Source organism: Cellulomonas sp. ES6 (genome assembly GCF_030053835.1).
In the GTDB taxonomy this organism is placed as follows: Bacteria; Actinomycetota; Actinomycetes; order Actinomycetales; family Cellulomonadaceae; genus Cellulomonas.
The window spans coordinates 721,712-736,991 of record NZ_CP125655.1 but is presented as its reverse complement, the minus strand read 5'-3'; the positions used below and the strand labels follow the sequence as shown (position 1 = coordinate 736,991).

The window sequence follows — 15,280 nt, the reverse complement described above, 5'->3', positions numbered from 1 at the left end:
CGTGCCGGGTGCGCCGGGCGTGCCGGGCGCCCCGGCCGTCCCGGACGCGCCGGCTGCGCCACCTCCCGGCCCACGCGACTACGATCCCCGCGGGGACCTGGGCGCCCCGCGCGGCCGCAGGGCCGGCACCCGCCCTCGGCGCGCAGGACCGGAGGACGGACGGATGGCGCGGGGTCGGTTGCGGGTCCTGCTGGGCGCTGCCCCGGGCGTCGGCAAGACGTACGCGATGCTCGAGGCGGGGCACGACATGCGCGCCGACGGCAAGGACGTCGTGGTGGCGGTCGTCGAGACCCACGGCCGCGCCGCGACGGCGGGCCTGCTGGGCGGGCTCGAGGTCGTGCCGCGGACCGTCGTCGAGCACCGCGGCGTCCGGCTGTCCGAGATGGACCTGGACGCCGTGCTGGCACGCCGCCCGCAGGTCGCGCTGGTCGACGAGCTCGCGCACACCAACGCACCCGGGTCGCGCCACGCGAAGCGCTGGCAGGACGTCTCGGAGCTGCTGGCCGCCGGGATCCACGTCGTGACCACCGTCAACATCCAGCACATCGAGTCGCTCAACGACGTGGTGCGCACCATCACGGGCGTCCCGCAGCGGGAGACCGTGCCCGACGCGGTGCTGCGGGCCGCTGACGACGTGGAGCTCGTCGACCTCGCCCCGCAGTCCCTGCGCGACCGCCTGGCCGAGGGCAACGTCTACCCCGCCGAGCGCGTGGACGCGGCGCTGTCGAACTACTTCCGGCTCGGGAACCTCACGGCCCTGCGGGAGCTCGCCCTGCTGTGGCTGGCCGACGAGGTCGACTCGGCCCTGCGCACGTACCGCGCCGAGCACGCCATCGACGCGCCGTGGGAGGCACGCGAGCGGGTCGTCGTCGCGCTGACGGGCGGTGCCGAGGGCGAGACGCTCCTGCGGCGCGGCGCGCGCATCGCGGCGAGGTCCGCGGGTGGTGAGCTGCTGGCGGTGCACGTCAGCGCGCAGACCGGTCTGCGGGACGGCGACCCGGGCGCGCTCACGGAGCAGGCGGCGCTCACCGAGCAGCTCGGCGGCACGTTCCACCAGGTGGTGGGGGAGGACGTCGCGACCGCGCTGGTCCAGTTCGCGCGGGACCACGACGCCACCCAGCTCGTCATCGGTCTCAGCCGCCGCAGCTGGCTCAAGGCGGCGCTCACCGGACCCGGCACCGGGTCGACGGTCATCCGGAGAGCCGGTGCGATCGACGTGCACCTGGTCAACCACGCCGCCGCCGGGCGCCGGCTGCCGCTGCCGCGCGTCGCGGGGGCGTTCTCGGGGGCGCTGACCGCGCGACGCCGGGTGCTCGGCTTCGCGCTCTCGGTGGTGCTCGGGCCGCTGCTCACGGCCGTCCTGGTGGCGGGCCGCAGCGACGCGTCGCTGGCGAGCGACGTCCTGGCCTACCAGCTGCTCGTCGTGGTGACGGCACTGGTCGGTGGGCTGTGGCCCGCCCTGCTGACCGCGCTGCTGTCCGGGCTGACGCTGAACTACCTGTTCGTCGAGCCGACGCACACGGTGACGGTCAGCGAGCCGGTGCACGCGCTCGCGCTGGCGCTCTACGTCGCGAACGGCCTCCTGGTCAGCTCGGTCGTGGACCTCGCCGCGCGCCGCACCCGTGCCGCGCAGCGCGCCCGCGCGGAGTCCGAGCTCATCGCGACGGTCGCCGGGGGCGTGCTGCGCGGGCAGGACACCCTGCGGGCCCTGGTCGAGCGCGCGCAGGAGGCTTTCGGGCTGGCCGGGGTGCGCCTCCGGTCCGGGGACGACGTGCTCGCGCAGTCCGGCACGGTGCGTCCCGGGTCGCCGCACCTCCCCGTGGACGAGCACACCGTCCTGGACCTCGACCCCGGCGAGCCGCGCGACCCGCGCGGAGGGTCCACCCCCGGCGAGGTCCCGTCCGCGCCCGCCCCCGCCGCGGGCGGCTCCGCGGCCCCGGCCCGGACCCCAGCAGCCGTCCCCGACGTCGACGGCTCCGGCAACCGCCTGCTGGGCGTCGTCGTCACGCAGATCGCGGCGGCCCTCGAGCACCAGCGGCTCAGCCGCACGGCCGACGCGATCGGCCCGCTGCGCGAGACGGACCAGGTGCGCAGCGCCCTGCTCTCGGCCGTGAGCCACGACCTGCGCCGCCCCCTCACGGCCGCCACGACCGCCGTGAGCAGCCTGCGCGCGCGGGACGTCGACTGGTCGCCGGCCGACCGGGAGGAGCTGCTCGCGACCGCGGAGGAGAGCCTGGCGACGCTGACCGGGCTGGTGACCGACCTGCTGGACGCGAGCCGGCTGCAGGCGGGCGCGCTGGGCGTCGAGTGCCGGCCGACTGACGTGGACGACGTGGTGCTGGCCGCCCTGGACGAGCTCGCGCTGGGCCCGGACGTCGTGCACCTCGAGCTCGACCCCGCGCTGCCCGCCGTGTCGGCGGACCCGGCGCTGCTGCGGCGGGTGCTGGTGAACGTGCTGGCGAACGCGGTGCACGCCAGCCCGCCGCGCACGCCGGTCCGCGTGCAGACGAGCGCGTTCGCCGACCGGGTCGAGGTCCGGGTCGTCGACCACGGCCCGGGTGTGCCGCCCGACCGGCGGGCCGACCTGTTCGTGCCCTTCCAGCGCCTGGGGGACACCGACAACACGACCGGCCTGGGCCTGGGCCTCGCGCTGTCGCGGGGCTTCGCCGAGGGGATGGGCGGCACGCTCGTCCCGGAGGACACACCGGGCGGCGGTCTCACCATGGTGGTCGCGCTGCGGCAGGTCGCCGCGTCCGACGCCCGCACCGCGCAGGAGGGCACCGCGTGAAGATCCTCATCGCCGACGACGACCCGCAGATCCTGCGCGCACTGCGCATCACGTTGCGCGCCCGGGGCTACGAGATCCTCACGGCCACGGACGGCACGAGCGCCCTGAACCAGGCGATCGAGCACAAGCCGGACCTGTACCTGCTGGACCTGGGCATGCCGCGCCTGGACGGCGTGGAGGTGATCGCGGGGCTGCGGGGCTGGACGAGCGCGCCGATCCTGGTGCTCTCCGGGCGCACCGGGTCGGCCGACAAGGTCGAGGCGCTGGACGCGGGCGCCGACGACTACGTGACCAAGCCCTTCGGCGTCGACGAGCTGCTGGCGCGCATCCGCGCCCTGACGCGGCGCGCCACGGCCCCGGCGGGAGGCGACGCGGAGCCGCTCGTGCGCCTCGGTGCGGTGACGATCGACCTGACGGCCACGACGGCCACCCGGGACGGCAGCCCGCCGGAGCCGGTGCGGCTGACGCCGACGGAGTGGCGGATCCTGGAGATCCTCGTGCGCCACGCGGGTCGCCTGGTGACGCGGCAGACCCTGCTGCGGGAGATCTGGGGCTCGGAGCACGTCACGGACACCGGGTACCTGCGCCTGTACCTGTCGCAGCTGCGCAAGAAGCTGGAGCCGGACCCCTCGGCGCCGCGGTACCTGCTCACGGAGCCGGGGATGGGCTACCGGTTCGACCCATCCGGCGGGGCCGCCTGACCGGTGAGGTGTCCAGCATGTGAGCGTGCACACGCGTGACCTGCTGCGACTGTCCGAACTCGGGCGGTACTTGCCGTTCTGTCCGGTTTCTGTATAGTTCTCCCCGTTGAGCGACAACGGCAAACCTGCTGCGAGGCAGGGACGCAAAGCCACGGGACCCCTGGGGTCAGCCGGGCTACCGAACCGACAAGGAGTCATCATGACGTACCCCCTCGAGGCCCAGCTCCCCACGCAGGCGACGTCCTCCCTGCTCACGCCGGGCGAGGTCGCGGTGATGTTCCGCGTGGACCCGAAGACGGTCACGCGCTGGGCGCAGGCGGGCAAGCTGTCCGCCGTCCGCACCCTCGGCGGCCACCGCCGGTTCCTCGAGTCCGAGGTGATGGAGCTGCTGGGCGCGGTCCCGCAGCAGGCCGGCCGCTTCTGAGCCGCCACCCCTGACACCGACGGGCCCCCGAGCAGCAGCTCGGGGGCCCGTCGCCGTTCGTGGCCCGCACGCCAGGCGAGCCGGGCGGCCGCGGCTACAGCGGGTCGAGCAGCGTGGCCAGCACGGCCCGCCGGACGTCCGCGACGGTGCGCTCGGGCTGGAACGCCAGCCACTCCAGCCCCGCGACGAGCGTCGCGCCGAACATGGCCGCCGCGGTCATCGAGGGGTCACGGTGCGGCCAGGACGCGGCCACGACCTCCGCGAACACCGCGAACGACTGGTCACGCACCTGCCGGACGGCGTCCTGCCAGTCGCGGCCGGTGCGGAACACCTCGGCCACCAGCAGCTTCGCGAAGTCGGGGTGGGCCTGGATCTGCGCGAGCAGCTCGTGCACGAGCGCGCCGACGGCGTCCCGGCCGGTGCGGCCATCCGCGGCGCCGCGCAGGTCGGCGGTCAGGCGCTCGACGCCCTCGACGATGACCGCCTCGAACAGCGCGGCCTTGGACCCGAAGTTGTAGTACACGCTGCCCTTGGCGACGCCGGCGTGAGCCGCGATGTCGTCGACCGACGTGGCGGAGAACCCGCGGTCGGCGATGAGGGCGACCGTCGAGTCGATGATGGCGTCGCGGGTGCCGCGGCGCGGGTCGTCGACGCGCCGCGGCCCGGCCGACGCTCGCGGGTCGGCCGGGCCGGGCGTGGTGCTCATGGTGCCCAGCCTGTCAGATCGACAGTGCGGGGTGCAGGCGGGAGAGCGTCCACGTCCGCAGCCGCCCGGCGCGCCACGAGGTGATCGCGAGCGACCCGACGAGCACGGCCCCCAGCACCGCGACGGACAGCCACAGCCGCCCGTCGGCGCCGCCGGTGATCGTCTGGCGCAGGCCGGTCACCGCGTAGCTCATGGGCAGCAGCGGGTGGATGGCCCGGAAGAACGCCGGCGTGGTCTCCACCGGGTACGTGCCGCCGGACGACGCGAGCTGCAGCATGAGCAGGGCCAGCACCGCGACCTTGCCGGCGGCCGGGCCGAGCACCGCCATGAGCATCTGCTGCAGGGCGAGGAACGTCGCGGCGACGAGCACGGTGAACCCGATCGTGCCGACCGCGGTGTCGAGCTGGAGGCCGACGCCCCAGTGGATGACGCCGAGCATGACGGCGACCTGGGCGACGCCGATGGCGAGCGCCGGCAGGAACCCGGCGGCCGCGGTGCGCCACCCGGCGACGGGCGTCCCGAGGGCGCGCGTGGGCACGGGCCGCAGCAGCAGCCACGTGATGAGCGCGCCGACGAACAGGGCGAGCGGGATGAAGAACGGCGCGAAGCCCTCGCCGAAGCCCTCCGCGCGGGCCACGTCCGAGGAGTCCAGCGCGACCGGGGCGGCCAGCACCTCGGCCCGGTCGGTGCGGGTGGCGTCGGAGTCGTCGGGGATCTGCGAGGCCCCGTCCTCCAGTCCGTCGGCGAGCTGCTGCGCGCCGTCGCCGACCTGGTCGGTGCCGTCGGCGACCTGCCCGGCGCCCTGGGCGAGCGTGCTGGTCCCGCCGGCGAGCTCCGCGGCGCCGTCCGCGAGGTCGTGCGACCCGCTCTGCAGCTGCGTGGCGCCCCCGGCCAGCGTGCCCGCGCCGGCCGCGAGCTGGGACGCCCCGGCGGAGACCTGCTGCGTGCCGTCGGCCACCTGGGAGGCGCCCGACGCGAGCTCGCCCGCCTTGCCGGCGAGCGTGCCGAGGCCCGCGTGCAGGTCGGAGGCGCCGGCGCTGAGGTCGTGCGCGCCCTGCTCGAGCGGCGCGAGGCGGGCGAGGGCGGCCTGCTGCTCCGCGGCCGTGGGGAGGTCGAGCCCCTCCGCGGTGGTGCCCAGCGCGGTCAGTGCCTGCTGGATCCCTCCGGCGGTGGCCATGTCGCCGTCAGCCACGTTCTGCTGGGCGACGGCGGTGAGTGACTCCTGGAGGGTCTTGATCGCGGCCGTCAGCGTCTGCGACGCGGCGGCGCTCGTCCGGGTCGACGCGGCGAGCTCGTCGACGCCGTCGCTGACGGCCTTCGCCCCGTCCACGAGCGGGACGGTCGAGGTGACCGCGTCCTGCGCGCCCTGCGCGAGCCGCCCGGCGCCGTCCGCGAGCGAGGCCGCCCCGGTGGCGGCCTGACCCGCGCCGTCCGACAGCGTGGCCGCCCCGGAGGCGAGCTGCGTGGCGCCGCCGGCCAGCGAGTCCGTCCCGGCGGCGAGGGTCTGCGAGCCGTCCGCGAGGCGGGAGGCGCCGTCGGCGGCGGAGACCGCGCCGTCGGCCACCTGGTGGGCGCCGCTGGACAGGTCGCCGCTGGCCGCGCGCAGCGTCAGGGCGCCGTCCGCGGCGGTGGCGAACCCGTCGCGGGCGGACCCCAGCCCGACGAGCACCCGGTCGACGGCCTGCTCCCCGATGGAGGTCGACACCGCGGACTGCACCTGCGCCATGGCGGTGCGGCCGAGCGTCGAGGCGAGGAACGAGTTCGCGTCGTTGTAGGTGACCTCGATGCGCGCGTCGGTCGGGTCGTCGCCCCCGGCGGACGCGATGTCCGCGGAGAAGTCCGACGGGATCGTCACGGCGAAGTAGTAGGTGCCGTCGGCGACCCCGGCGGCGGCCGCGTCGGCGTCGGTGACCCGCCAGTCCAGGTCGTCCGAGTCGAGCAGCTCGTCGGTGACCTGCGCACCGGCGTGCAGCGGCTCGTCCCCGAGGGTCGACCCCTCGTCGGCGTCGACCAGCGCGACCGGCAGGCGGTCGAGGTTGCCGGTCGGGTCCCAGAACGCCCAGAGGTAGAGGGCGCCGTAGAGCAGCGGCACGAGGACCATCGCGCCGACGGCGAGGCGGGGCAGCAGCCCGCGGCGGAACCGGCGCAGCTCGGTGCCGGTGGAGGTGAACGAGAGCATGGGGTGACGTCCTGCTTCAGGCGGCGGGCACCGCGTGGGGCCCGGTGGCGAGGGTGATCTGCTGGGGGAGGGTGGCCCACTGCATGCGGGCGACCTCGTCGAGGGAGGCGACCGAGGCCACGACGGTGGTGCCGGCGGCGGCGAGCGCCTCGAGCCGGGTCCACACGGTCTGCCGGCGCCGGGAGTCGTGCACCTGGTCCACGTCGTCCACGACGAGCAGGTCCGGGTGCTGGGCGGTCGCGAGGGTGACCCGCAGCAGCATCGCGTCGACCTCGTCGAGGTCCCAGACGAGCGTGCCGGTGCGCGGCAGCGGCCGCTCGCCGAACACCGGGCCGGCGAGGCGCGCGAACGTCCGCTGGTCGACGCGCGGCGTCCGGCGGTACCACGGGCTCAGCCACGCGAGGCGCTCGCGCACGACGTCGCCGACGGTGACGGACTCGTCGAGGTCGTCGATGCCCGCGAACCCGGCCAGCGCGGCGCGCCGCTGCACGGCCGTCCGGCGGCGGGGGAGCGGCTCGCCGAGCACGGTCAGGCGGGAGCCCTCGTCGGGCACCATCCGGCCGGCCAGCGTGAGCAGCAGGCTGGAGCGGCCGCCGCCCTGCGGGCCCTGCACGACCGCGAGCGTGCCGGTCGGCACCTCGAGGTCGACCGGCCCGTAGACGACGCCGCGCCGCCCGTGCAGCCGCAGCTGCTCGGCGTGCACCGCCAGGACGGTGGTCGCGTGGTCCGCGCCGGGGGCGCCGGCGGGGGTCGCGTCCACGGCGGTGGCCGTCGCGGCGGGCGCGGGCGCCGGACCGGGCGCCGGGGTGGGCGCGGTGGTCGGCGACGGCGGCGTCGTGCGGTGGCGCCGCGGTGCGCCGGCTGCGCGCTGCGGGTGGTCGTGCGGGGTGGTCACGGGTCCTCCGGTCGGTCGTGCCGCGCGGTCGGTGTCGTTTGCACTGACCGGTCAGTGCAAAGATAGGACGACAGGGTGGCCCGTGTCACGGCGGCCGCCTGTTCCGCGGATCACAGCGCGGGCATGGAAGAATCGCGGCATGGCGATGAGAGAGATCCGCGTGGTGGGCGACCCGGTGCTGCGCACCCCGTGCGAGCCGGTGACCACGATCGACGCCCGGGTGAAGGGCCTGGTCGAGGACCTCCTCGAGACCGTCGACCACGACGGCCGCGCCGGGCTCGCCGCCAACCAGATCGGCGTCGGCCTGCGCGCGTTCTCCTGGAACATCGACGACGAGCTCGGCTACGTGCTCAACCCGACGATCGTCGAGCTCTCCGAGGACTACCAGGACGGCGACGAGGGCTGCCTGTCCGTGCCGGACCTGTGGTTCCCGACGCGCCGCGCCTGGTACGCCCGCGTCGTCGGCACCGACCTGGACGGCAAGGAGGTCGTCGTCGAGGGCGTCGAGCTCATGGCCCGCTGCCTGCAGCACGAGGTCGACCACCTGGACGGGCACCTCTACATCGACCGGCTCGACCGGTCCGTCCGCAAGAAGGCCATGCGGGCCATCCGCGAGACGCTCTGACACTCCCGGGGCGGGGCGGATGCTGGTGCGGGCGCCCCGCATCGGGCATGCTGGGCACTGCACGCCGCGAGAGCCGTGCACCGAACCGTGCGTCACCGGGCGGGACGAGGTCGTTGGGGAAGGCGAACCTCGAGCCGATCCGGGAGGGATGACATGGCAGGTGCGATCACCCGCGGTGTTCTTTTCGTGCACTCAGCGCCGCGCGCGCTCTGCCCGCACCTCGAGTGGGCGGCGGGCAACGTGCTGGGCTCGCGCGTGTCCATGGACTGGACGGAGCAGCCGGCTGCTCCGGGCATGTTCCGCGCCGAGCACTCGTGGCAGGGCGCCCAGGGCACGGGCGCGCGCCTCGCCTCGGCGCTGCGCGGCTGGACGCACCTGCGCTACGAGGTGACCGAGGACGCCAGCCACGGCAGCGACGGCGCCCGCTGGAGCCACACGCCGGAGCTCGGCATCTTCCACGCGCAGACCGACGTGCACGGCAACGTCGTCGTCCCGGAGGACCGGATCCGCGCCGCGCTCGACCAGGGCGACGCCCGGCTGCTGCGCGAGGAGCTCGCGCTCGCCCTCGGGCAGTCGTGGGACGACGAGCTGGAGCCGTTCCGGTACGCCGGGGCCGGCGCGCCCGTGCGCTGGCTGCACCGCGTCGGCTGAGACCTGCTCGGTTCGGGGCCGACGGCGTGGCGCGTCCTCCCGTCGAACGCCGTGCCCGTTCCCAGGCGGTTCGCAGGAACCGTGCCTAGCGTCGGACGTCCTCGCCGATCCGTTCGGTTTCAACCAGCCCGGGGGACCGGGCCCGCTCCAGGAGGTCACGACCATGGCGCCTTCCGTCCGACGCCGCACGCTCGGCCTGCTGTCCGGACTCTCCGTCGTCGTGGCGCTCGCCGCGTGCGGTGACGCCGACGCCGCCACCGAGGACGACGCCCCCGCCGCCGACGCGAGCGCGGGCACGGGAGCGGGCGGCTCGTCCACCGCCTCCGGCGACCTCGCCGACGGCACCTACGACGCCGAGGGCTCGTACAGCACCCCCGGCGGTCAGGAGTCGATCCAGGTCGAGCTCACCGTCGCGGACGGCGTCGTCACCGACGTCAGCGTCACGCCGGAGGCCACCGGCGGCAACGCCGCGCGGTTCCAGGAGGAGTTCGCCTCGGGGATCGCGGACGTCGTCGTCGGCCAGGAGCTCGCCGGCCTGTCGGTCGACAAGGTCTCGGGCTCGTCGCTGACCGGCGACGGCTTCAACGCGGCGCTCGACGAGATCCGCGCCGATGCCGCGGCCTAGCGTCGCCTTCCAGGCGATCGGGACGCACTGGCAGCTCGACACCCCGGAGCCGCTCGGGGCGGACGTCCTCGCGGCGGTGCACGCGCGGATCGCGCGGTTCGACTGCGACTGGTCCCGGTTCCGCGACGACTCCTGGGTCAGCGAGGTCGCGCGGGGCGGCGCGGGGACGTACCGGCTGCCCGACGACGCGGGTCCGCTGCTCGACGCGTACGACGTCGCCGAGCGCTGCACCGCCGGGGCCGTCGACCCGCTGGTCGGCCGCTCGCTCGAGGAGCTCGGCTACGACGCGTCGTACTCGCTGCGGCCGCGCCGGGACGCCGAGGGCGCGCTGCTCACCACGCCCGCCCCGCCGTGGCGGAGCACCGCCCGCCGCGACGGCAGCACCCTCACGCTCGGGGCGCCCGCGCTGATCGACGTGGGCGCGGGCGGCAAGGGCTACCTCGTCGACCTCGTCGCCGGCGTGCTCGCCGAGCACGGAGTCACCGAGCACGTCGTCGACGCCGGCGGTGACCTGCGGGCGGCCGTCCCCGAGGCGCTGACCGTCGCGCTGGAGGACCCCCGCGACCCGACGCGGGCGATCGGGGTGGTGCGGCTCGCCGACGGCGCGCTGTGCGGTTCCGCCACCAACCGCCGGGCGTGGGGCGAGGGCGTGCACCACGTCGTCGACGCCCGGACCGGCGCCCCGACCTCGGACGTCCGCGCCACGTGGGCGCTCGGACCGACCGCGCTGGCCGCCGACCTGGCCGCCACCGCGCTGTTCTTCGCCGAGCCCGACCTGGTCGCCTCGCGCTTCGGCGTGCGCTACGTCGTGCTGCGCGGCGACGGGAGCGTGCGGTGGTCGCTCGACCTGGACGGGGAGGTGTTCGCGTGATCGGCGTCGTGGAGGAGCGGCTCGGCCGCGTGACGATGTACCGGCTCCTGACGCTCGGCCTGACGGCGCTGGCCGTCTGCGCGCTCGTGCTCTCCCTCACCGGCCGGCTGTTCGTCGAGCCGCTGCCGATCCTCGTCAGCGCCGTCGTCGCCGTCGCGGTGTCCGTGGCGAGCGCCTGGGGGCTGGCGGCGGCGTTCCGGACCCGCCCGCACACCGAGTCGGCGGTCATCACCGGGCTGATCCTGCTGTTCCTGTTCTGGCCGGCGCTCGAGGCCCGCTCGCTCGGGACGCTCGCGCTCGCAGCCCTGCTGGCGAACGCCTCCAAGTACCTGCTCGCCTGGCGCGGCCGGCACGTGCTGAACCCCGCCGCCGCGGGCGCGCTGCTCGCCGGGCTCACCGGCTGGGACGCGACGACGTGGTGGGTCGCGGACCGGTGGCTGCTGGTGCCCGTCCTGCTGCTGACGCTCGTCGTCGTCGTGCGGACGCGTCGCTACGCCCTCGTCGGGACCTTCGTGGTCGTCGCCGTCCTCGCCGTCACCCTGCGCCAGGTCGTGGAGGGCGCCGCGGTCACCGACGCGCTGAGCACCGCGTTCGTGTCCTACCCGATCCTGTTCCTCGGCGGCGTGATGCTGACCGAGCCGCTCACGCTGCCGCCGCGGCGCTGGCAGCAGCTCGTGGAGGCCGGCGTCGTCGGGGCGCTGCTGGCGGTGTCGTACCACGTCGGGCCGCTGTACTCGACGCCCGAGGCCGCCCTCGTGGTCGGCAACCTGCTGGCGTTCGCGTGGGGGCAGCGCGGCGCCGTGCGGCTCACGCTGACCCGGCAGACACGGCTGACCCCGCGCACCGTCGAGCTCGCGTTCCGCGCGGACCGGCCGGTGCGGTACGTGCCGGGCCAGTACGTGGAGCTGACCGTCCCGCACCCCCGCCCGGACGCCCGCGGCAGCCGCCGGGTGTTCAGCGTGTCGTCCGCGCCGGCCGCCGGCGAGCTGACCGTGGCCCTCACCGTCCCCGAGCGCGCCAGCACGTTCAAGCGCGCGCTCGTCGCCCTCCCCGTCGGTTCCCGGGTCCGCGCGACCGGCCTGGGGGGCGACTTCGTCCTGCCGGCCGACCCGACGCGGCCGCTGCTGCTCGTCGCCGGGGGCATCGGCATCACCCCGTTCGCCGCGCAGCTCGCCGCTGCCGCCGCCGCGGGCGAGCGCCGCGACGTCGTGCTGCTCTACTCCGTGTCCGACCACGCCGACCTCGCGTACGCGGACGCCGCCCGCGCCGCCGGTGCGCGCGTCCTCGTGCTGTCCCCGACGCCGGAGCTCGACGGGCTGCCCGACGGCTGGCGGCACCTCGGAGAGCGCCGGCTCTCGGCCGACGTGCTCACCGAGGCGGTACCCGACCTCGACCAGCGCGACGCCTACGTCTCCGGCCCGCCGGCGATGGTCGACGACACCCGCGCGCTGCTGCGCCGGGCCGGGGTGCGGCGCGTGCGGACGGACGCGTTCAGCGGGTACTGACGGCCGACGGCGGCACCCGGCCGCGTCATCTCCCGCGAGCGTCCCACCGCGAGTACGCGGCGACGCCGGCGAGCCACAGGGCAAGGGCGAGGCCGGCGGCCGGGGTGCTGCCCGGGTGGTGGCTCAGCACCGCCCACCACCGCGCGGTCCCGGCCAGGTCACGGGAGCCCGCGAGCCAGCTCACCATCGCGAACAGGGCGAGCGGCAGCCACGCGGCGGCCGGGGGGAGCAGCACGGCGCTGACGAGCATCGCCCCGAGCCCGAGCAGGCCACTGCGCAGCACGAGGACGGTGCTGTCGGGGTCCAGACCCCGGACCGCGCCCACCGCGGCTCCGGTGCCGAGGACGGCGACCGTCAGCGCGAGTGCCCACGATGCGCGGAGCCCGGCGAGCCGGCCGCGCGGCAGCGTCGCCTCCACGCCGCGTCCCGGTGGGACGAGCGAGCCGAGGCAGCAGAGGGCGGGAAGGACGGAGCAGACCCCGAGCGTCACGAGGGCGACGCCGTCGGCCAGCGGGACGTCCCGCAGGCCGAGCGGCACCCAGCCCACCACGAGCGCGGCGGTGGCGACCGCGGCGACGACCGGGCGCGCGCCGCCGCGGGACACCACGAACAGCGCCGGCAGCGACCTCTGCCGGGCGGTCACCAGGCGCCCCGGCACGACCTCAGCACGACGAGGGCGGCGCGGGCCTCCTCGAGGCCGGGCGACGTCCCGACGGGCGCCGCTCCGGCCCGGGCCGACGCGCCGACGAGGCCGGAGACGTCGACCGACGGCGAGAGCCACCGCGCGACGGTCACCTCGGCCTGCACCCGGACGGTCAGGTCGCCGTCCGTCCACGCGCGCCCGCCCTCGTCCGCGCAGCCCGATGCCCCGAGCACGACGTCCCACGTGAGGCCGTCGGGGCGGGCGGCGCCGCCGATCGGAGGACCGACCACGACGGCGCCGGGCCGGGGCGCGCCCGGGTCGCCCGGCTGGTACCGGAGCGCGCCGGTCGTCGGGTCCAGCTCGCGCAACCGGGCGTCGAGCAGGGCTACCTCGGCGGCGAGCCGGCGGAGGTCGCGCGACTGGTCCGGCGGCAGGCAGACGCGGGCGTCATCACCCGCCTCCGCGCACGGCCACCCGGCCGCGTCCGACCAGGCGTGGACACCGGCGTCGACCTGGTCGCGCCAGGCGCTCGCCGCGGGGACCGCCAGGAGCACGGCCGCCAGGGCCGCCGCCACCGCGGGGACCCCGCCGCCGCAGGACGCGACCACGGCGGCGATCGCGACGACGGCGCCGACGAGCAGCACGACCAGCTGGGCGACGAGCACGCTCGTGCGGACCTCGATCGCCGTGACCGACGCGTCCGTCGCCCCCGTGAACGCGACGAGGCGCGACGCGCCGCCGAGGTCGAGCGCGAGCGCGGCGTAGCCGATCGCGGCGACGAGCGGGGGTACCACCCACTGACCCCGCAGGCCCGGCGCGGAGCCCAGCGCGGTCCCGACCGCCGCCGCGGCTCCGACCCCCGCCAGGGCGAGGAGCACATCGCGCCACGCCGACCAGGGCGGCGGGGACCCGGCAGCCGCCAGCGAGGCCGCTCCCAGCACGCTCAGCAGCAGCCCGAGGCACGCCCACGCAGCGACCCCGGCGCTGCGTCCCAGCAGCAGCCGCGCGCGGGCGGCGACGGGTGCCGACCTCAGCAGCTCCTCGGCGCCGCTGCGGCGGAGCCGGATCGCGTCCGCCGCCGCGAGCCCGGCGACCACCGGCCACAGCACGATGACCTGCGTCAGGGCGGCGTCGACGGCCCACAGGGCGCTGTCGCGCACGGGGAAGCGGGAGGACAGGACGAGGACACCGGCCAGGCTGACCGGGAGGAGCGCGACCGCCCACCCGCGTCTCACGGCACCGCCCCGGCGTCGGGGTCGCCGGTCACCGGAGCGCCGTCGAGCAGCGCGAGCAGCGCGGCCTCCGCTGCTGACAGGATGCCGGTGGCACCACGGGCTCCGTCGCCTGCCACGCCTGCCGAGGAGCGCCCGACGAGGTCGTCCGGGGTGCCGGACCACACCCGACGGCCGGCGTCCAGCACCAGGACGGAGCCCGCGCACCGGACCACGTCCTCCACCAGGTGCGTCGACAGCAGCACCGTGCGGTGCTGCGCCAGCCTGACCACGAGCTGCCGCACGCGCAGCCGCTGCACGGGATCGAGGCCGGACGTCGGCTCGTCGAGGATCACCAGACCGGGGTCGTGCACGACGGCCTGGGCGAGGAATGCCCGGCGCCGCTCGCCCCCGGACAGCCGCCCGATCGGGACGCCGGCCTTCGCCGCCAGCCCCACCTCGTCGAGCACCTCGGCGGTGCGTTCCGCGGCTCGCCGACGCCCCAGGCCGCGCAGCCGGGCCACGTAGGACACGAGCTCGGAGGCCGTGAACTCTCCGGGCCATCCGGGCTCCTGCGGCAGGAGGCCCACGTCGCGCCGCAGCGCGGCTCTCAGCCGGGTCGTGCTCAGCTCCACGCCTCCGCGCGCCACGTATCCCGTGCTGGGTCGGACCGTGCCGGCGAGCATGCCGAGCAGCGTGCTCTTCCCGGCACCGTTCGGCCCGAGGACGCCATGCACGCCCGGTCCCCACTCGTGGTCGAGGGGCGCGAGCGCCGTCACCCCGCGGTACTCGCGCCCGAGGCCGCGGGCGGCGAGGGGCTGGCCGCCGGACATCAGAACGTCGTGCCCGTGCAGGCGTCCGGAGCCCATGCGATGTCGACGCAGATCTTCGCGTGCGTGGACCAGATGCCCGTGTTGTTCGCCGACGCCCGGACCGACACGCCCCCGGTCAGTGTCGACGTGGTCCGCGATGTCTGCGCGGACCCGTCCGCGACCGTCGTCATCACCAGGAGCGACTTCCCACCCGGGTAGGCCCGCCAGACCTGCTGCTGGTGCGACCCCGTGATCTGCCCGTACGCGGCCCGACCGTCCGACGCCGACCGGTCCCGCACGGTGAAGGACGCCGAGTGCAGGTTGCTTCCCGCCGCGGCGGACCAGCCCCGGAACACGGTCGCGCTCCCCGAGGCCACGACCGAGCTCCCGGACCGCACCTCCAGCGTCCCCGTGCTCAGCGCCGCCGCGCCCGCGGCCGAGCCGAGGACGAGCGCGATGACCCCCGTCGCCACGGCCGACGCCGCGCGGTACCGGGCGACTCGTGCGAGTGAGCGGTGTGCCATGGTGACCTCCCCGTCCGTCCCGGGCCGGTCGCCGTCAACCGGCCGTGCCGCAGTGCGGGCACTGACCCCACGCTGTGGTGCGTGGCTGGGCGGGGCAACGACCGACGGCAGGTCAGGGTG

At 76.3% G+C, this 15,280-nt stretch carries 15 protein-coding genes and 1 riboswitch; of the genes, 8 read left to right on the top strand and 7 right to left on the bottom strand.

What is annotated here, in order from left to right; all coding sequences use genetic code 11:
- Positions 1–163: 163 nt before the first annotated feature.
- From P9841_RS03490 to P9841_RS03480, 3 genes are all read left to right on the top strand, one after another.
- Positions 164–2,788: a DUF4118 domain-containing protein gene (locus P9841_RS03490; RefSeq protein ID WP_283320716.1), complete on the top strand. Its 2,625-nt coding sequence runs from the start codon at positions 164–166 to the stop codon at positions 2,786–2,788.
- The gene (locus P9841_RS03485) at positions 2,785–3,489 is read left to right on the top strand and encodes a response regulator (protein ID WP_283320715.1); all 705 of its coding nucleotides are present in this window, start codon (positions 2,785–2,787) and stop codon (positions 3,487–3,489) included. Before P9841_RS03490 ends, P9841_RS03485 begins: the two co-directional genes overlap by 4 nt.
- 108 nt (positions 3,490–3,597) lie before the next feature.
- A riboswitch (cyclic di-GMP riboswitch) is annotated at positions 3,598–3,672 on the top strand.
- Positions 3,673–3,688: 16 nt separating this feature from the next.
- Positions 3,689–3,913, top strand: coding sequence for a BldC family transcriptional regulator (locus tag P9841_RS03480; RefSeq protein ID WP_283320714.1), 225 nt, complete (start codon positions 3,689–3,691; stop codon positions 3,911–3,913).
- 94 nt (positions 3,914–4,007) lie between these two features.
- Here P9841_RS03480 and P9841_RS03475 read toward each other — a convergent pair whose 3' ends face one another.
- Genes P9841_RS03475 through P9841_RS03465 form a run of 3 tightly spaced genes read right to left on the bottom strand, consistent with a single transcriptional unit; the run spans position 4,008 to position 7,693 of the window.
- Complete coding sequence (locus P9841_RS03475; RefSeq protein WP_283320713.1) at positions 4,008–4,619, bottom strand: TetR/AcrR family transcriptional regulator; 612 nt, start codon at positions 4,617–4,619, stop codon at positions 4,008–4,010.
- A gap of 13 nt (positions 4,620–4,632) precedes the next feature.
- The gene (locus P9841_RS03470) at positions 4,633–6,798 is read right to left on the bottom strand and encodes a YhgE/Pip domain-containing protein (protein ID WP_283320712.1); all 2,166 of its coding nucleotides are present in this window, start codon (positions 6,796–6,798) and stop codon (positions 4,633–4,635) included.
- 16 nt (positions 6,799–6,814) lie between these two features.
- Positions 6,815–7,693 (bottom strand): AAA family ATPase, encoded by an 879-nt coding sequence (locus P9841_RS03465; RefSeq protein WP_283320711.1) that lies wholly within the window; start codon positions 7,691–7,693, stop codon positions 6,815–6,817.
- 139 nt (positions 7,694–7,832) lie between these two features.
- Here P9841_RS03465 and def point away from each other — a divergent pair, with 139 nt between their 5' ends.
- The 5 genes from def to P9841_RS03440 all read left to right on the top strand — a co-directional run bounded on the left by def (position 7,833) and on the right by P9841_RS03440 (position 11,970).
- Entirely contained in the window at positions 7,833–8,318 is a 486-nt protein-coding gene (gene def / locus P9841_RS03460) for a peptide deformylase (RefSeq protein WP_203668872.1), read from the top strand.
- A gap of 153 nt (positions 8,319–8,471) precedes the next feature.
- Entirely contained in the window at positions 8,472–8,969 is a 498-nt protein-coding gene (locus P9841_RS03455) for a DUF3145 domain-containing protein (RefSeq protein ID WP_222172023.1), read from the top strand.
- Between the two features lie 163 nt (positions 8,970–9,132).
- Positions 9,133–9,594 (top strand): FMN-binding protein, encoded by a 462-nt coding sequence (locus P9841_RS03450; protein WP_283320710.1) that lies wholly within the window; start codon positions 9,133–9,135, stop codon positions 9,592–9,594.
- Entirely contained in the window at positions 9,581–10,465 is an 885-nt protein-coding gene (locus P9841_RS03445; RefSeq protein WP_283320709.1) for an FAD:protein FMN transferase, read from the top strand. Before P9841_RS03450 ends, P9841_RS03445 begins: the two co-directional genes overlap by 14 nt.
- Positions 10,462–11,970: an FAD-dependent oxidoreductase gene (locus tag P9841_RS03440; RefSeq protein WP_283320708.1), complete on the top strand. Its 1,509-nt coding sequence runs from the start codon at positions 10,462–10,464 to the stop codon at positions 11,968–11,970. Before P9841_RS03445 ends, P9841_RS03440 begins: the two co-directional genes overlap by 4 nt.
- A gap of 25 nt (positions 11,971–11,995) precedes the next feature.
- Here P9841_RS03440 and P9841_RS03435 read toward each other — a convergent pair whose 3' ends face one another.
- The 4 genes from P9841_RS03435 to P9841_RS03420 are packed head-to-tail and all read right to left on the bottom strand — an operon-like array spanning position 11,996 to position 15,160.
- Positions 11,996–12,628 (bottom strand): hypothetical protein, encoded by a 633-nt coding sequence (locus P9841_RS03435; RefSeq protein ID WP_283320707.1) that lies wholly within the window; start codon positions 12,626–12,628, stop codon positions 11,996–11,998.
- On the bottom strand, positions 12,610–13,848 hold the full coding sequence (locus P9841_RS03430; RefSeq protein WP_283320706.1) for a hypothetical protein: 1,239 nt from the start codon (positions 13,846–13,848) through the stop codon (positions 12,610–12,612). Before P9841_RS03430 ends, P9841_RS03435 begins: the two co-directional genes overlap by 19 nt.
- Positions 13,845–14,657: an ABC transporter ATP-binding protein gene (locus P9841_RS03425; protein WP_283320705.1), complete on the bottom strand. Its 813-nt coding sequence runs from the start codon at positions 14,655–14,657 to the stop codon at positions 13,845–13,847. The genes P9841_RS03430 and P9841_RS03425 overlap by 4 nt, the downstream gene beginning before the upstream one ends.
- Entirely contained in the window at positions 14,657–15,160 is a 504-nt protein-coding gene (locus tag P9841_RS03420; RefSeq protein WP_283320704.1) for a hypothetical protein, read from the bottom strand. Before P9841_RS03420 ends, P9841_RS03425 begins: the two co-directional genes overlap by 1 nt.
- Positions 15,161–15,280: the final 120 nt, after the last annotated feature.

Coding starts and splice junctions, on each gene's coding strand:
- P9841_RS03490 (WP_283320716.1), top strand. CDS start 164: ATGGCGCGGGGTCGGTTGCGGGTCCTGCTGGGCGCTGCCCCGGGCGTC.
- P9841_RS03480 (WP_283320714.1), top strand. CDS start 3,689: ATGACGTACCCCCTCGAGGCCCAGCTCCCCACGCAGGCGACGTCCTCC.
- P9841_RS03475 (WP_283320713.1), bottom strand. CDS start 4,619: ATGAGCACCACGCCCGGCCCGGCCGACCCGCGAGCGTCGGCCGGGCCG.
- P9841_RS03470 (WP_283320712.1), bottom strand. CDS start 6,798: ATGCTCTCGTTCACCTCCACCGGCACCGAGCTGCGCCGGTTCCGCCGC.
- def (WP_203668872.1), top strand. CDS start 7,833: ATGGCGATGAGAGAGATCCGCGTGGTGGGCGACCCGGTGCTGCGCACC.
- P9841_RS03455 (WP_222172023.1), top strand. CDS start 8,472: ATGGCAGGTGCGATCACCCGCGGTGTTCTTTTCGTGCACTCAGCGCCG.
- P9841_RS03450 (WP_283320710.1), top strand. CDS start 9,133: ATGGCGCCTTCCGTCCGACGCCGCACGCTCGGCCTGCTGTCCGGACTC.
- P9841_RS03445 (WP_283320709.1), top strand. CDS start 9,581: ATGCCGCGGCCTAGCGTCGCCTTCCAGGCGATCGGGACGCACTGGCAG.
- P9841_RS03425 (WP_283320705.1), bottom strand. CDS start 14,657: ATGTCCGGCGGCCAGCCCCTCGCCGCCCGCGGCCTCGGGCGCGAGTAC.
- P9841_RS03420 (WP_283320704.1), bottom strand. CDS start 15,160: ATGGCACACCGCTCACTCGCACGAGTCGCCCGGTACCGCGCGGCGTCG.